Annotated in this window: 10 protein-coding genes; 6 read left to right on the top strand and 4 right to left on the bottom strand. The window is 65.0% G+C overall.

Annotation, left to right across the window (positions count from 1 at the left end; genetic code table 11):
* The first annotated feature begins 7 nt into the window (after positions 1–7).
* The 6 genes from tssH to HWX25_RS09890 all read left to right on the top strand — a co-directional run bounded on the left by tssH (position 8) and on the right by HWX25_RS09890 (position 9,193).
* Positions 8–2,677: a type VI secretion system ATPase TssH gene (gene tssH / locus HWX25_RS09915; RefSeq protein ID WP_175908398.1), complete on the top strand. Its 2,670-nt coding sequence runs from the start codon at positions 8–10 to the stop codon at positions 2,675–2,677.
* Between the two features lie 44 nt (positions 2,678–2,721).
* Complete coding sequence (tssA, locus tag HWX25_RS09910) at positions 2,722–3,843, top strand: type VI secretion system protein TssA (protein WP_059532808.1); 1,122 nt, start codon at positions 2,722–2,724, stop codon at positions 3,841–3,843.
* A 65-nt stretch (positions 3,844–3,908) separates the two neighbouring features.
* Positions 3,909–6,590: a type VI secretion system Vgr family protein gene (locus HWX25_RS09905; protein ID WP_175908397.1), complete on the top strand. Its 2,682-nt coding sequence runs from the start codon at positions 3,909–3,911 to the stop codon at positions 6,588–6,590.
* A 2-nt stretch (positions 6,591–6,592) separates the two neighbouring features.
* On the top strand, positions 6,593–7,999 hold the full coding sequence (locus tag HWX25_RS09900; RefSeq protein ID WP_175908396.1) for a hypothetical protein: 1,407 nt from the start codon (positions 6,593–6,595) through the stop codon (positions 7,997–7,999).
* Between the two features lie 33 nt (positions 8,000–8,032).
* Entirely contained in the window at positions 8,033–8,797 is a 765-nt protein-coding gene (locus HWX25_RS09895; protein WP_244135305.1) for a hypothetical protein, read from the top strand.
* A 168-nt stretch (positions 8,798–8,965) separates the two neighbouring features.
* The gene (locus HWX25_RS09890; protein ID WP_175908394.1) at positions 8,966–9,193 is read left to right on the top strand and encodes a hypothetical protein; all 228 of its coding nucleotides are present in this window, start codon (positions 8,966–8,968) and stop codon (positions 9,191–9,193) included.
* 45 nt (positions 9,194–9,238) lie between these two features.
* Here the strand turns inward: HWX25_RS09890 and HWX25_RS09885 are convergent, their stop codons facing one another.
* The 4 genes from HWX25_RS09885 to tssM are packed head-to-tail and all read right to left on the bottom strand — an operon-like array spanning position 9,239 to position 15,751.
* Complete coding sequence (locus HWX25_RS09885; RefSeq protein WP_175908393.1) at positions 9,239–9,814, bottom strand: DUF3592 domain-containing protein; 576 nt, start codon at positions 9,812–9,814, stop codon at positions 9,239–9,241.
* A 36-nt stretch (positions 9,815–9,850) separates the two neighbouring features.
* Complete coding sequence (locus tag HWX25_RS09880) at positions 9,851–10,801, bottom strand: OmpA family protein (protein WP_175908392.1); 951 nt, start codon at positions 10,799–10,801, stop codon at positions 9,851–9,853.
* Positions 10,802–10,805: 4 nt separating this feature from the next.
* Complete coding sequence (gene tagF / locus HWX25_RS09875) at positions 10,806–11,795, bottom strand: type VI secretion system-associated protein TagF (protein ID WP_059532784.1); 990 nt, start codon at positions 11,793–11,795, stop codon at positions 10,806–10,808.
* On the bottom strand, positions 11,792–15,751 hold the full coding sequence (gene tssM / locus HWX25_RS09870; RefSeq protein WP_175908391.1) for a type VI secretion system membrane subunit TssM: 3,960 nt from the start codon (positions 15,749–15,751) through the stop codon (positions 11,792–11,794). Before tssM ends, tagF begins: the two co-directional genes overlap by 4 nt.
* Positions 15,752–15,881 lie beyond the last annotated feature (130 nt).

The raw sequence follows: 15,881 nt of genomic DNA, 5'->3' as shown, positions 1-15,881 counted from the left end.
CGACGCCATGAGCACGCCTCTGAAGACCCTGATCACGAAACTGAATCCGCTGTGCCGGCACGCGACCGAGCGCGCGGCGAGCGCGTGCCTGGCGCGCGGCCACTACGAAGTCGATCTGGAGCATCTGTTCCTCGCGCTGCTCGAGGAAGCGACGGGCGACCTGCCGCTCGCGCTGCGCGCGAGCCGCGTCGATCCGCATGCGCTGCGTGCCGATCTCGAGCGTGAACTCACGCGCCTGAAGACGGGCAACACGCGCACGCCGGTGTTCTCCGTGCACCTGATCGCGCTGTTCGAGCAGGCCTGGCTGATCGCGTCGCTCGATTCGCAGCTCGGCCGCATCCGCTCGGGGCACCTGCTGCTCGCGCTGCTGACCGCACCCGATCTCGCGCAGTTCGCGCAGCGCATGTCGTCGCAGTTCGCGGAAATGAACGTGACGGACCTGAAGCACAAGTTCGACGAAATCATGGCCGGGTCGAGCGAGGCCGAGCCGCGTCAGGCGGATGCGGAAGACGGCGACGTCGCGCCGGTTGGCGACGGCGCCGCGCCCGCGGCCGGCCCGTCCAAGACGCCCGCGCTCGACACGTACACGACCAACCTCACGCAGCGCGCGCGCGACGGCAAGATCGACCCGGTGATCGGCCGCGAAGCCGAGATTCGCCAGGCGATCGACATCCTGATGCGCCGCCGCCAGAACAACCCGATCATGACCGGCGAGGCCGGTGTCGGCAAAACGGCGGTCGTCGAGGGCCTCGCGCTGCGGATCGCGGCCGACGACGTGCCGCCGCCGCTTTCCGGCGTCGCGCTGCACGTGCTCGACATGGGCCTGCTGCAGGCCGGCGCGAGCGTGAAGGGCGAGTTCGAGAACCGACTGAAGAGCGTGATCGACGAGGTGAAGAAGAGCGCGCACCCGATCATCCTGTTCATCGACGAGGCGCACACGATCATCGGCGCGGGTGGCCAGGCCGGCCAGAACGACGCGGCGAACCTGCTGAAGCCGGCGCTCGCGCGCGGCGAACTGCGCACGATCGCCGCGACGACGTGGAGCGAATACAAGAAGTACTTCGAGAAGGACGCGGCCCTCGCGCGGCGCTTCCAGGTCGTGAAGGTCGAGGAGCCGAGCGAGCCGCTCGCGGCCGCGATGCTGCGCGGGATGTCGGGGCTGATGGAGAAGCACTTCAACGTGCGGATTCTCGACGACGCGATCACCGAGGCCGTGCGCCTGTCGCATCGCTACATCAGTGGTCGCCAGCTGCCGGACAAGGCGATCAGCGTGCTCGACACCGCGTGCGCGAAGGTCGCGCTCGCACACAGCGCGACGCCGGCGGCGATCGACGACACGAAGAAGCGCATCGAGCGCATCGACGCGGAAATCGCGTCGCTGGAGCGCGAGGCGGCGGGCGGCGCGGCGCACGACGAGCGGCTCGGCGAGCTGCGCGGCGCACGCGACACGGCGCTCGCGCAATTGACCGAGGACGAGGCGCGCTATGAAGCCGAGCGTGCGATCGTCGCCGAGATCACCGTGCTGCGCGAGACGCTCGACAAGGCGCGCGGCCCGTCCGAAGACGGCGAGCCGGTCGACGTGCCGGCCACGCGCGAGAAGCTGGCCGAACGCGTCGCGTCGCTGCATGCGCTGCAGGGCGGCGAGCCGATGGTGCCGCTGCAGGTCGACGGCCACGTCGTCGCCGAGATCGTCGCCGCGTGGACGGGCATTCCGCTCGGCCGGATGGTGAAGGACGAGATCGACACCGTGCTGAACCTGCAGCCGCTGCTGACCGCGCGCGTGATCGGTCAGGACCATGCGCTCGACGCGATCGCGCAGCGCGTGCGCACGGCGACCGCGAACCTCGAGGATCCGAACAAGCCGCGCGGCGTGTTCATGTTCGTCGGCCCGTCGGGCGTCGGCAAGACCGAGACCGCGCTCGCGCTGGCCGACATCCTGTACGGCGGCGAGCGCAAGATGGTCACGATCAACATGAGCGAGTACCAGGAAGCGCACAGCGTGTCGGGCCTGAAGGGTTCGCCGCCGGGCTACGTCGGCTACGGCGAGGGCGGCGTGCTGACCGAGGCCGTGCGCCGCAATCCGTATTCCGTCGTGCTGCTCGACGAGGTCGAGAAGGCGCACCCGGACGTGCTCGAGATGTTCTTCCAGGTATTCGACAAGGGCACGATGGACGATGCCGAAGGGCGCGAGATCGACTTCCGCAACACGCTGATCATCCTGACGTCGAACGTCGGGTCGGCGGCGGTGATGCAGGCATGCCTGAACAAGCCGGCCGAGGAGCTGCCCGATCCGGACGCGCTCGCCGAGGCGCTGCGGCCGCAGCTGTACAAGACGTTCAAGCCGGCGTTCCTCGGCCGGATGAAGGTCGTGCCGTACTACCCGATTTCCGACGACGTGCTGGCCGAGATCATCGCGCTGAAGCTCGAACGGATCCGCCGCCGCATCGAAGCGAACCACAAGGCCGCGTTCGAGTGGGACGAATCGCTCGTCGACGCGGTGCTCGCGCGCTGCACCGAGGTCGATTCGGGCGCCCGCAACGTCGACCACATCCTGAACGGCACGCTGCTGCCGGAGATCGCGGGCCACGTGCTCGGCCGGATCGCCGACGGCGCGGCCATCGCGCGCATCGCGGTGCGCGCGGACGAGGCCGGCGAATTCGCGTACACGGTCGAATGAGCCCGCGCGCGCGACATCTCATGCATCAACGGATTCACTGAACCATGCCGATCAATCTCCCCGAGCTGCTGACGCCGATCAGCGACGCGTCGCCCAGCGGCGACGACCTGCTGTTCTCGAACGAATTCGACGCGATCCAGGACGCGCGGCGCTATGACGATCCGACGCTCGACCAGGGCGAGTGGGTGACCGAGATCAAGGAGGCCGACTGGGGCTTCGTCGTCGATCACGCGGGCGAGCTGCTGCGCACGCGCACCAAGGACCTGCGGCTCGCCGTGTGGCTGACCGAGGCGCTCGCGCTGGAGGACGGCATCACCGGCCTCACCGAAGGTTATGCGCTGCTGGAAGGCCTGTGCCGAGACTACTGGGACACCGTGCATCCGCTGCCCGAAGGCGACGACGTCGAATACCGGCTCGGCAACGTCGCGTGGCTGTCCGGCCGCACGGCCGAGCTGCTGCGCGGCATTCCGGTGACGGACGGCGCGTCGAACGCGTTCACCACGCTCGACTGGGAAGTCGCGCTGCACGTGGCGCAGGCCGTGAAGCGCGACCCCGAACACGCCGACGACATCGCGCGCGGCAAACCGTCGGTCGAGCAGGTCGATGCGTCGCGGCGCGTGACGTCGATCGCGTTCTACACGACGCTGCTCGCGAACCTGAAGGCGTTCGAATTCGCGCTCGATGCGTTCGAGGAGCGGCTCGTCGAACGCGCCGGCGATTCGGCGCCGAGCTTCCGGCAGGCGCGCGACGCGTTCGAGACCGTGTATCGGCTCGTCGAGCGCTTCGCACGCGAGCAGGGTTATACGGGGAGCGCGCCGCATGCGCCGTCGGCGCCGCAGGCGCAGCCCGAGCGTATCGAGCCGAGCTTCGGCGACACGTTCCACAGCGAGGAGACCCACGTGCAGTCGCAGACCGCTCCGCGTCCGCCGGTGACGCAGATGATCGCCGGCATCCAGAACCGTGCGCAGGCCGTCGACCAGCTGCGTGCCGTCGCGCGTTACTTCCGCCAGACCGAGCCGCACAGCCCGGTCGCGTATCTCGCGGACAAGGCCGCCGAATGGGCCGACATGCCGCTGCACAAGTGGCTGGAGAGTGTCGTGAAGGACGACGGGTCGCTGTCGCACATCCGCGAACTGCTCGGGGTAAGGCCCGACGAGCAGTCCTGAACGACGGAACCTTGACCTGAGAGCGCGGGCCCGGCTGGCTCGCGGCAACAAGAACAGGAAGACGCATGAACGTGACCGAACTGGCACAGGCGATCCGCGGCGGCCTGATTCAGCAGGACCGCTTGCTGAAGACGGACATCCCGTCGCTGCCGAACAATGCGCTCGTGCCGCGCCGCGCCGTGACCCGTTCCGAGCTGGGTCGCGATTTCAGCGTGACGCTCGATCTGGTGTCCACGGCGAGCGACGTCGAGCTCAAGACGCTGATCGCGCAACCGATCACGCTGTGGATCCAGCAGGCGGACAAGTCGTATCTGCCGATCAACGGCTATGTGCACACGGCGCGGCGGCTCGGCGCCGACGGCAGCCTGTCGAGCTATCAGCTGCGCTTCGCGTCGTGGATGCATTTCCTCAAGTTCCGCAGCGACATGCGGTACTGGCAGGACAAGCCCGTCGACGCGATTCTCGCCGACGTGTTCGACATGCACCCGCAGGCCAGAGGCCGATACCAGTTCGCGTTGTCGAAACCGTTGCCGTCGCGGTCGTACTGCCGGCAGAGCGAAACGGACTGGAACTTCGTGCATCGGCTGATGGAGGACGAAGGGCTGTTCGGTTTCTGGCGGCACGGCGAAGACGGGAAGTCGCACACGCTCGTCATCACCGACGACGTGCATGCAGTCGATGCGCTGTCGCCGAATGCCGTCACGTTCGACCGCTCGGGCACGGGCACCGAAACGGCCGGTTTCACGCAATGGGCCGCGTCGCGGACATTGCAAAGCACGCTGCACACGACGCGCACGTTCGACTACAAATCGCCGTCGTCGGCGGGCAATCCGAACGGCACGTCGCTGCCGACGAAGGCCGGCCAGGGCGACCTGCCGGGCCAGGCGGAAATCTACGAATACACCGGCGCGTACACGTATCCGGGCCAGGACCGCGGCGAACATCTGTCGAAGATTCGCCTCGAGGAGTGGGAGTCGCGCGCGAAGCGCTTCTTCGGCGTGGGCGGCGTGCGCGCGATCGATGCGGGCCGGCGCTTCACGCTGACCGGTCATCCCGAGCACGATCGCGATTCGGCGAGCGATCGCGAATTCGCGGCCATCGGCGTCACGCGTTACATCGAGAACAATCTGCCGATCTCGGACCACGAAGCGAACTTCCCGCATAGCCTGCAGGACCAGTTGGCACAGGCGAGGGCCGGTCATGGTGAGGCGGCTGCGTTTCAGGTCGGGCATGACGACGGTTCCGCCGGGTTCTATCTCGTCGAGGTCGAGGCGCAGCGCGCGAGCGTGTCGTATCGCAGCCCGTTCGAGCACCGCAAGCCCGCGATGCAGCTCGAGACGGCCGTCGTCGTCGGGCCGAAGGGCGAAGAGGTGTACACCGACGAGCTGAACCGGATCAAGGTCATGTTCGTCTGGGACCGGCAAAGCGAAGGCCGCGAGACGGCATCGTGCTGGATGCGCGTCGTGCAGTCGGATACCGGCGGCGGCTACGGTGGCGTGCATATTCCGCGGGTCGGCGAGGAAGTGCTGATCGGCTACATCGGCGGCGACTGCGACCGGCCGATCGTCATGCATCGCGTGTACAACGGCGCCGTCAAGCCGCAGTGGCATAGCGACGGGATCCTGTCGGGCTTCCGGTCGAAGGAGTATGCGGGGTCGGGCCACAACGAGATGGTGCTCGACGACGCGACCGGGCAGAACCGCGCGCGCCTGTTCAGCAGCAGCGCGAATTCGCTGCTTCACCTCGGCTACCTGATCGAGCAGAACGGCAATACGCGCGGTGCGTATCTCGGTTCCGGCTTCGACCTGCGCACGGATGCGTACGGTGCGATGCGCGCCGGGCAGGGTTTGTACGTGACGACGCATCCGAAGCAGGCGAACAGCCAGCCGCTCGACGTGAGCGAGGCGAAGCAGCAGCTGGCCAATGCGCAGGGGCTGGTCGAGTCGATGTCGCAGGTCAGCGAGATGCATCAGGCGGAGAGTCTCGGCGCCGGCCACGATGCGCTGAAGCAGTTCACCGATGCAACGCAGAACAGCGTGGCGGGAGCGAGCGCGGGCGGGGGCAGGACGGCCGGCGGCGGGACGGGGAACGCGAATGCGTTCAAGGAGCCGGTGATGCTGTTCGCGAGCCCGGCGGGGATCGGGGTGGCGTCGCAGCAGTCGGTGCATCTGGCAAGCGACCGGCAGACCAATATCGTCAGTGGTCAAAGTACGTTCATCACCAGCGGGAAATCGCTGGTGGCGAGCGTCAAGGAAAAACTGAGCCTGTTCGCGCAGAACGCGGGGATGAAGCTGTTCGCCGGGCAAGGTGCCGTCGAGATACAGGCGCAGAACGACAACGTCGAGATGGTCGCGCAGAAGACGATCAAGGTGCTGTCGGCGACCTCAACGATCGAAGGCGTCGCTAAGGAGGAGATTCTGCTGACTTCCGGCGGCGCGTATGTCCGGATCAAGGGCGGCAACATCGAGATTCATGCGCCGGGCAAGATCGACGTGAAGGGCGGACAGCATGCGTTCAGCGGACCGACGAGCATGCACAAGACGTTCAAGGCGGAAGGCAAGAAGGCAGACATGCGGATTCGCTATGTGGATGCCGACGGCAACGTGCCGCACGGGGAGCCGATCAAGTTCACGACGGAAGACGGGACCGAGCATAGCGTCGCGCTCGACGCGGAAGGCAAGGCGGAATTGAAGAACATCGATTTTGACGAGTTCGTGGCCAGTCAGGTCAAGCGGACGGGAGAGTGAAAATGGGCGGCAAGGCGCTTGTTCAACATAACGTTTGTATTGATCTGCCGGGGGAGCCGGTGAGTTGCTGGGCCGAGTCGGATATCACGGTGCTGCTGCGCAAGCATCGGGATGTCATTTTTGATTTTCATATAAGCAAAGGCGCGACTTATACCGTCGAGGCGCCGGAAGACTGGATGTATGACGTCGCGCAAAAGAAGCGTGTGAAGCAGGGGCGTTTCGCGGACGGCCAGCGCTACCACATCTGGATCGGACGCGATTTCAAGGGCGAATTGGTGTTGAAGCGCGACGGGAAGGTGTTTCAGCGGTATTCAATGCTTCAGTTTGGCCTGGTTGACGGTAGCTCCGATCCGAAGGCCAAACCGGAACCGATCATCATCGCAATGAATCTCAACACGTCGACTAGTCAGCCCCCGTTTGCAGCAACGCAGGTGGGCCGGCTTGGCATGCCGATCGGTGCAAGTCCGGAAGGGGCCGTGCTTCGGCCGCTACAGACGTTTGAACCAGACCCATTGTCTATCGGACAGGCAGGAGCATTTCCCCTACCTATCAATTTGAGTCCCGATGCCGACGTTAAGTCGACGCAGTATGCACACGTAACCGAAGTCAATCTTGCCGCGGTGCCCCACGAAATCCTAGATGCGCTGTCGTCAGGAGGCGCGGAGGAAACCGCGATTGATCCAAACAAGATTGCGACACGCAACTGGCTGACGGCCCAACTTGCCGGAGTCGCTGCGTTCCTTAACGACAACAAGAAATGGGCAAGCGAGCTTTGGTCGCAAAAATTTCGATTAGTAAAGGTCGTTCATAAGAATGCTGGGGAGAAGTGGTACGTCGTGTTTTCGGGCAACCAGAAATTGCGTCAGCTAATGTCTGCGGCGCGATATGGTGTGCAGCACGAAAAGGTGTTGACGATCGCAGGCGGCGCCGGCAACGCCGCGTCTCGCGCGGCCGCGGCGAAGGAGGCCGTCAAGGGGGCGTTCAAAAATGCCGGGAGAATCGCGTTCGTCTTTACGATTGCATTGGATACGGCCGAGTGGCTGCGTGACTACGAGCAGATCGATCATGAAGGCAAGCGCCGCAAGCATGTCTCCGATTTGCTTGGGAAGATTCTTATTGATGTCACCAAGGCCGGACTGAATGCGGCCGTCACGTCGCTTGTCATTGGTTTGATTGTTGGATTCTTCGGCACAGCTGGCTTGCCCGTATGGGGGATCGTGGTTGGTACCATCGTCGTTGCGTGTGCGGTGGGGTACGGTCTGGATTATCTGGACAAGAAGGTCCATGCGACTGAGATTGTTACTGCCGGTTTCAAATGGCTAGGCGAGTCGCTTAAAAGCGCGGCAACCTATCTGGAGAAGGTCATGCCGAAGGACTACGAGGGCTATCCGATGATGTTTACGCCTTGATAGTGCGTAATGCTCTAGAGAACAGAAACGATGATGATAAAGAATATTTCGCAACCTGAGTCGGACCACGTTCTGGCAGTGGTGAAGAAAGCGGTTCCGCTGGTTTTGGTGATGTCGTTGCTGGGAGCAGCGCTATCGTATGCAGCCTATTCTGACGAGTTGTCGGTATCGGCATGGCCATGGAGGATTGGCGTTTTGGTCGCGGTACTGAGCTGCGTCGCGCTGCTTTTCGTCTACGTCCGATATCGTGGCACGAACGATCTGTATGCATATGGAATGGTTATGTCGATTGGTACTCTCTCGACTTACTATTTTTTTGGAGTATTTTGCTATTTCTGCTATTTCGCGTTTGCACCGATGCCTGGCGGAGTGCGATGGCCGGGATTGATTGGTGGAATTGCGCTTAACATCGTTTGGGCTCTGGTGGTACAGCGCAACGTGCGCCACACAGTCAACGCTACCCCCTTCCTCGACAGGGTGATCAAGGAGCATGGCGGGGCACTCGTCTACGATGTTCAACGTGGTGCAATGGAGTTCGACCGATATCATCGCGAGCCGAATATCATGCCGAAGATCTTTAAATATGTCGTCTTCGCGATTGCGCCGTTCTATTTGGTAATTAATCGCCTGCTTTCATCTAATTTTGGAACTAATGGTGTACTGTTGTTTCTGGCGGTATTCGGTATGCCGCTTGCGCTGCTGTTTGTTAATTTGCTTGTGCGTAACTATATTTTGATGATGTCCTTGCCGAGGCAGATCGAAAAAGAGCGTGGTAAGCGTGTATTGGTGGCTGGATAGAGGTTAATCCGTTAATTCTGTTGATGGTTGGTTTTCCGTTTTCCATCTCTGATGGCCACGGGTTTCATGGTGCGGTTGGCATATTTCATATCTGCCTGCTGATCGAGTTAGAGCGGGAATCCGGCAACGACACCATCCTCGATCCATGATTGGTTGTTGGTTATGTTGATGATGAAATCCAACCTTGACGATGGTTCGCCGATAGATCAGCACGGAAGGTTGGCCGTGATCGAGCTGGCGCTCGGTATGCTCGTGGCCGGCATCTATTACGTTTTCTCGCAACTTGGTGTGGTGGCGCACTGGGTGTGGAAGTTGACGCTGGCGGTACAGTGCTTTGTGTCGATCGTGTTGTATGTTCACTATTCGATGAATCGGCGATCAGTCGCCCTTACATAGGTGGAGGAGGTCAAGCGCGATCCGAAACCAGCCTGCACGTCCGCATCACGAACCGCTGACCCGATTCCGCGCCCGCCGCATCTTGCGCCTCACCGCGTACTTGTTGCGATCCTCGATCCACGGCAGCATCGAAATGCTCATCGCACACAGCATCAACCCGCCGACCAGCGCAAACAGACCGAATCCGATTTCACGTACCCATTCCCTGCCCACAACCGCTTCGTTGCGTCGGGCAATACCCGGAAACATCGGCGAAACGCGCAGGCCATCGTTCGCGGCGTCGCTGCAATACGTCTTCGTGAACGCGGCGAACTGTTCGCGGCTGATGTTCGAAGCGGCCGATCGCGAATAAACGGGCGAGCCGGCAGGCTGCCACGTTGTCTCGTAGTGCTGCGTCTGCCCTGCACCATAGCGGAAGACGGCGCGCGCCTCCCATGTCGCGTCGGACTTGCCATATCGCAGAGACAACTCGCATTGCTCGACGAAGGCGGGGACGTGAGGCCACGCACCGGCGCGAACGAGGATGGCCGAATTGATCGCACTAGCCACACCCATCAGCACGAAGACCGCACCGACGACCAGGAGAATGGCGGATCGCAAGCAGCGCAAAGCGAATTTCATCGGATTTGCTGGGTTCTCTGTCCCTGAATGCGCCGCCTACTGCCCCACCCTAAACTCGATCCGCCGATTCCTCGCCCGCCCCTCGGCCGTATCATTCGGCGCAATCGGCTGATCCGGCCCGACGCCCGTCGTCGTCATCTGCTGCGGCGGGATGCTCTTCGTGATCAGATAACCCTTCACCGCATCCGCGCGCGCCTGGCTCAGCGCGATGTTCGACGTCCGGTTCCCCGAGTTGTCGGTGTGGCCGATGATGTCGACCGTGCGGTTCTGCAGCTTCGACAGCGCGGCCGCCATCTGGTCGAGAATCTGCCTGCCTTGCGGTGTCAGCGTCGCGCTGCCCGTCTCGAACTCGATCGTGCGGTTCGCGAGCGTCTGGTCGAGCAGCCCCTGCTCGGACGCCGACACGCGCAGCCCGTTCTTGATCGTGTACGTCGGATTCAGCGTGTTCGCCATGTCGCTCGCGAGCTGCTGGCGCTGCGCCTCGTTGTGCACCTCGCCCTTCATCTCGATCTGCGTGCCGTTGATCTTCAACTGGCCCTTGCTGATCTGCTTCAACTGCGCGCCGAGCAGCTTCTGCACGTTCGCGCTCCAGTTCGGCGGCGTCGCGACGTCGCCGACCTCGATCTGGTCGACCACGTTCGTCGCGCCGTAGGTGTCGCGCAGTTTCTGCAGCACGGCGGCCTTGGTCGCCTCGTCGGGCACCTTGCCGCCGACCACCACCTGGCCGGGCGTCGCGTTCGCGGGCGGTGGCGAGATCGTGCCGGCCGTGCCGTGCACCACCGTGCCGGACGCCGTGGCCGGCGCGGCGCCGGGGTTGGTGTTCGCGGGCAGGGCCGCGGCCGCGACCGTGCCGTTGCCGACCGGCGTGACGGTCGCGCCGCCGGTGTTCTGCGCGTGGGCCGCGCCGCTGGCGACGAGGCCGGCGGCGGCGAGGGCGGCAACGAATGCCGAGCAGCGCGTGCGGCGGACGTGAATCGTGCGTTGCATCCCGTCAGCCTCCGATGAACGCTTCGCGGAACGCGTCGATGGCGACGCGCAGCGAGAGTTGCGGTTGGTCGAGGTAGCTGACGAGCTTGCTGATCTGCTGATCGTTTTGCGCATGGGCGTCGATCCATTCGGGATCGTCGATGTCGATGTTGTGGGCGGCGTAGGTCTGCGGGTCGACGACGCTCAGCAGCGTCTTCGACGACGCGCCGTTGAAGCCGATGATCAGCCGTTCGCGCTCGGCGATCGTGCCGATGAAGATCGCAAGCTCGAAGTCGGCCTGCGCGACGAACGGTGCGATCAGTTCGAGCCAGAACGCGGCGACGAGGCTGCGATAGAACGGGTCGATCGGCAGCGGCAGCGTCAGGCCGCGCTCGATGTGCGACGAGCCGCTCTGCATCACGGGCCGCAGCAGCGAGCCGAGCGCGAGCATGGCGCCGCGCAGCCGGACCGGATGGCCGCTTTCGAGCAGCATCTGCTGCAGGCCATACAGCGACTGGTGTTCGATGAAGTCGTTGAAGGTGCCGTCATGCGACGTGCCGGGGCCGCCGACGTCGATCGGCACCTGCGTGTCGCCGAGCGCCTGCAGCGCGCCGGGCGGCTCCTCCTTCGCGAGCAGCGGCGGCATCTGCGCGGCGACGCGCGACCACAGCCGCGCGAATGCGAGCGGGCTGCGCGCGAGGAACGCGAGCGGCCGGTCGACCTCGAGCGCGGTCGCGCCGAGAAACGGGAAGCGGCGCATCGACACGTCGTGGCTCGCGACCATGTGCCCCGCGATCGCGAGCTTGCTGCGCGAGCCGAGGAACGCGAAATGCATCGGCTTCGCATCCTCGTAGACGATCTTCCAGCGCGGATCTTCCGCGAGCAGTTCGAGCGCCTGCGCGATCCAGCGATCGAGCGTCTGCAGCAGCTGCGGATTGTGCGGGCTCTTCACGAAGTCGCCGCGCGACGGAATCTTGCCGAAGTAGGCGATCTGCGCCTGAACGGTTTGCGTCATTGCGCCCCCTGTGCATTCGTTGCGGCGGTGGCCGCGACGGCCGGTGCCGGTGCCGGTGCCGGTGCCGCGGCCGGCGCGCCCGTGCCGGCCTGCGTCGCGTTCTGCGCGGCGCCCGCACTCGCGTCGGCGACCGACGACGGCAGCTGCAGGCCGCGCAGGCTCTGCTGCTGCGGCTGGTCGCCGCCGCCGCTCGTCGGCTGCGACGTGCTGATGATGCGCATCGTCACCGACACGTTCACGCTGCCCTGGACCCACGTGAGGTCGAAGGTGCCGTCCGGACGGCGCTTGCGCTGCGCCGAGTTGATCAGCTTCTCGAGACCGTAGCGGCCCGGTTCGTTGACGAGCTGCACGGTGCGGCCGTCGAAGGTCGTCGCGGACAGCGTCGCGCCCGGCGAGCCCTGCGGGTTCGGCCACACGAAGTTGGTCCACTGCGGCGGCGTGTTGCGATAGCGCAGTTGCTGGCCGTCGATCGCGATCGTGTATTCCGTCGTGCCCGTGCTCGGCTGCGGCAGGATCTGGAACACGGTCTGCGGTTCGGCCGCCGCGGCCGTGCCGCCTGCGGCGCCGCCGGCGAGCGGGGCGACCCAGCGCGCGAAGCCGTTCGTGAAGTCGGGCGTGAGGCCGATGCCCATGTCGCCCCACGTGCGGGCGGCGAGCGTGTCGCCGCGGCGCACCGCGAGCGGGCCCAGCGTCGTGCCGACGAACTTCGCGATCGCACCGTCCGGACCGAACACCTGCGCGATCTCGCCGGCGCCGGCCTCGACCTTCGCGTTCGCCGCGAACGGGTACTTCGTCGCGAGCGAGCTCTGGAACGGCTGGTAGACCTGCGCGTTCCACACCTTGTTGACTTCGGCGCTCGCCGGCTGGATCACCACCGAGAACGCCTGCATCAGCGGGCGCACCAGCAGCGGACGCAGCGACTTGCGTTGCGAGTCGGTCAGGCCGGTCAGCATCTGCTCGTCGACGAACTTCAGCGAATCGGCCAGTTCCGAACCGTTGCCGTCGAGCGTCTGCTGCATCAGCTGGCGCGCGCCGGGGCCGGGGTCGCCCTGGTTCTTGATCACGTTGAAGCGCGTGCGGACCTTCGACAGTGAGTCCATGTAGCCCTTGAGCATCGACGTGCCGTCGTGCGTCGCGACGATCCGCGCGAGCCCGATGAACTCCTGGCCGATCGGACCCATCGGCACCTCGGCCGGGTTGCCGTTGATGTCGATGTTCGCGGCCGCCATCTGGCCGGCCTGCGAGCGCGTGAACAGTTGCTTGACCCAGTTCACGACGCCGGTCTGCGCCTTCTTGATCGCGACGTTCGCCAGCGACGGGTTGTCCCACGACGTCTGGTCGTACGCGGTCTCGAGGATCTTGCGGATCGGCGAATCCTGCGGATCGCCGAGGCGGTTCATCCCGTCGACGGCCTGGCCGAAGCTGCTGAAGCCCTGCACCGCGATGCCCTGCATGAACTTCTGCCAGTGCTGCGCGTATTCGGTCTTGTACATCCCGACGAGCGTCTTCTGGATCTGCTCGGGGCTGCCTTCCAGCGTCAGGTCGTCCTGCGTCGACGTGTTCAGCACCCAGTCCTTCGCCTGCAGTTCCTTGGTCGCCGCGTCGCGGATCGCCGGCTGCACGTAGTCGAACCACGCCTCGCGCGTGAACGTGCCCGGAATCGCGTAGCTGCCGGCGACCAGCCCCTGGTTGCCGTCGCCGACGATGCGTGCGATGGTCATCGGCGCGAAGCGGGTCGACGCGCGCGCCTTGATTTCCTCATAAACACGCTGGCGGGCCGGCATGCCGCGCACGACGCGGCGCAGGTTCTCGCGGGTCTGGTCGACGAGCGCGAGGTTCGCGTCGATCATCGGCCAGTCGTCGTCGTTCACGCGCGCGAGGTAGAAGGAGATCATGCGCTCGGCGCTCTTGATCATCTCGTCGCGCGGCATGTTGCCGCGATTCGTCTCGAGCCAGCCGCGCCAGAAGCGGGCGAGCTGGTCGGTCAGGTGCGCCTGTTCGACGTGACGCTTGTCGGACAGCATCAGGTAGGTCTTCAGCGCGTTGTACGCGTCCTGCACGTTGGTCGGCGATGCGTCGCTGTATAGCCCGCCCTGCGGTGCCGCCGCCTGTTGCGGCGCGGCGGCCGTCGCGGCGGATGCGCCCTGCGCGGCGCCGGCGAGCGGCGTGGCGCCCGGCGGGTTCGTCGACACGGGAATCGCGCCGCCCTGCACGGCGCCCGATTCGGGCGGGCGCGTCATCGGCACGAGCTGTTCGGGGTGCGCGTTCACGTCCTTCATGAACGACGCGAGGTTCTGCGAGACCGGCGCCAGCAGGATCTGGCGCACGCCGTTGTAGTACTCGGTCAGCAGGTGCTGTTCGAGACGGTCGCCCTGGTACAGGCCGAGCGACACCGACACCGGCTTGTCGCGGCGGAACTGTTCGAGCTGTTCGATGCGGTCTTCCAGGATGTCCATCGCCTGCAGACGCGACTGCAGGTCGTTGCGGCCCTGTTGCAGACGCGTGACGTTGTCGAGGTCGGCCTGCACGTTCGCGACGAGCTGCTGGTTGCCGATCGTCGACCAGGTCCAGCCGCCGAGCGCGAGCGCGAGCGCCGCGACGAAGCCGAAGAAGGTTGCGTAGCGCAGGCGGGTCTTGGTCGGGCTCGCGAACTGGCGCACGGTCTGGCGGTCCGCGAAGATCACCTTCGAGAACAGGTCGCGCAGGAAGAAGCCGTTCTTCGAAAACGCGCTGTGCGGCTTCGGCAGCGCGCTCGCGTCGAGGCCGAAGCGGTGCGCGATGCGCTGCGCGGCGGCGCTGTTGGTTTCGCCTTCCTGCAGCGCGCTGGTGAAGTAGAAGCCGCGGAAGATCGGCTTGTACTGGAACGGGTTGTTCTCGAACAGCGTCGCCAGGAACGCGCGCAGCGCCGGCTTGATCGTCGAGAATTCGAGCGGGAAGCTCAACTGGCCCGGCGACAGCTGGTTGCCGCGCGACAGCGACAGCTGCGCGACGCTGATTTCCTTCAGCCCTTCGTAGAGTTCCTCGAAGTGCGTATCGAACTGCGCGACGACGTCGCGCTTGTCGTCTGGCTCGTAGGGCAGGGTGGCGCCCCACACGCGGTCGTATTCGTGCTTGTCGCTGCTGCTGAAGAATTCGGTGAAGCCGGTGATCAGGTCGGCCTTCGTGAACATCACATAGACCGGCGCGAACACCTCGAGCTTTTCCGTCAGCTCCTGAACGCGCTGGCGGAGGTTTTTCGCGAGGTTGATCGCGAATTCGGGGCGGTTGCCGGTCAGTTCGGCGATGCTCGCGGTAACGATGATGCCGTTGATCGGTGCTTTCGGGCGATAGCGCTTCAGCAGGCCAAGGAAGCCGAGCCATTCGCTGCGGTCTTCCTCGTGCACCGAGTAGCGGCCTGCCGTGTCGAGCAGGATCCCTTCGGTCGTGAAGAACCAGTCGCAGTTGCGCGTGCCGCCGATGCCGTGGATCACGGCGCTGTTCTTGTCCGCGAACGGAAACTGCAGGCCGGAGTTCAGCACCGCGCTGCTCTTGCCGGCGGCCGGGTTGCCGATGACGATGTACCACGGCAGCTCGTACAGCGCGGAGCCGCCCGACACCTGGCCGATCTTCGACGTCTTGATCGTCTTGACCGCGTCGGAGAGGCGCGTGCGCAGCACGTCGAGGTCGGCCGTCTTCGTGTCGGGTGCGAGCGCGGCCGCGGCCGGCGCGGCGATCTTGCCGCTTTCCGCCTGCTCTTCCAGCACCTGGCCGAGCTGCTGGTTCGCGCGCTTCACGCGCCAGCGGCGCACCAGCGCGACGCCGAGCCACAGCACGAGGATCGCCGCGAAGGCGATCGCCGCCCACAGGAGCGGCAGCTGCAGCATGTCGGCGACGATGAAGAGAATCGCCGCTAGCGCGATGATCCCGACAATCGAGAGCGTACGCGGATGAGTCAGCACGTTGAGGATGCGTTGCATAGGACGTTCAGGTTCCGGTGCGATTCGGTGAGGCGACGCAGGCGCGCCGAGCGGCAAGCGTGGCGCCGCGGTGTGTCGCCATGCTGTCAAACGGGATGAAAGGGGCTGGCATCAATGCGCCCGCGGCATC

Source organism: Burkholderia sp. BCC1640 (genome assembly GCF_902833125.1).
In the GTDB taxonomy this organism is placed as follows: Bacteria; Pseudomonadota; Gammaproteobacteria; order Burkholderiales; family Burkholderiaceae; genus Burkholderia; species Burkholderia diffusa.
Note: the sequence above shows the minus strand (reverse complement) of the source record. Positions and strands in the feature narration are given on the sequence as shown.

What these genes read in the sequence shown, in the direction of transcription:
- tagF (WP_059532784.1), bottom strand. Translation starts at nt 11,795, where the DNA reads ATGACGCAAACCGTTCAGGCGCAGATCGCCTACTTCGGCAAGATTCCG.
- HWX25_RS09880 (WP_175908392.1), bottom strand. Translation starts at nt 10,801, where the DNA reads ATGCAACGCACGATTCACGTCCGCCGCACGCGCTGCTCGGCATTCGTT.
- tssH (WP_175908398.1), top strand. Translation starts at nt 8, where the DNA reads ATGAGCACGCCTCTGAAGACCCTGATCACGAAACTGAATCCGCTGTGC.
- tssM (WP_175908391.1), bottom strand. Translation starts at nt 15,751, where the DNA reads ATGCAACGCATCCTCAACGTGCTGACTCATCCGCGTACGCTCTCGATT.
- HWX25_RS09905 (WP_175908397.1), top strand. Translation starts at nt 3,909, where the DNA reads ATGAACGTGACCGAACTGGCACAGGCGATCCGCGGCGGCCTGATTCAG.
- HWX25_RS09885 (WP_175908393.1), bottom strand. Translation starts at nt 9,814, where the DNA reads ATGAAATTCGCTTTGCGCTGCTTGCGATCCGCCATTCTCCTGGTCGTC.
- HWX25_RS09900 (WP_175908396.1), top strand. Translation starts at nt 6,593, where the DNA reads ATGGGCGGCAAGGCGCTTGTTCAACATAACGTTTGTATTGATCTGCCG.
- HWX25_RS09890 (WP_175908394.1), top strand. Translation starts at nt 8,966, where the DNA reads ATGATGAAATCCAACCTTGACGATGGTTCGCCGATAGATCAGCACGGA.
- HWX25_RS09895 (WP_244135305.1), top strand. Translation starts at nt 8,033, where the DNA reads ATGATAAAGAATATTTCGCAACCTGAGTCGGACCACGTTCTGGCAGTG.
- tssA (WP_059532808.1), top strand. Translation starts at nt 2,722, where the DNA reads ATGCCGATCAATCTCCCCGAGCTGCTGACGCCGATCAGCGACGCGTCG.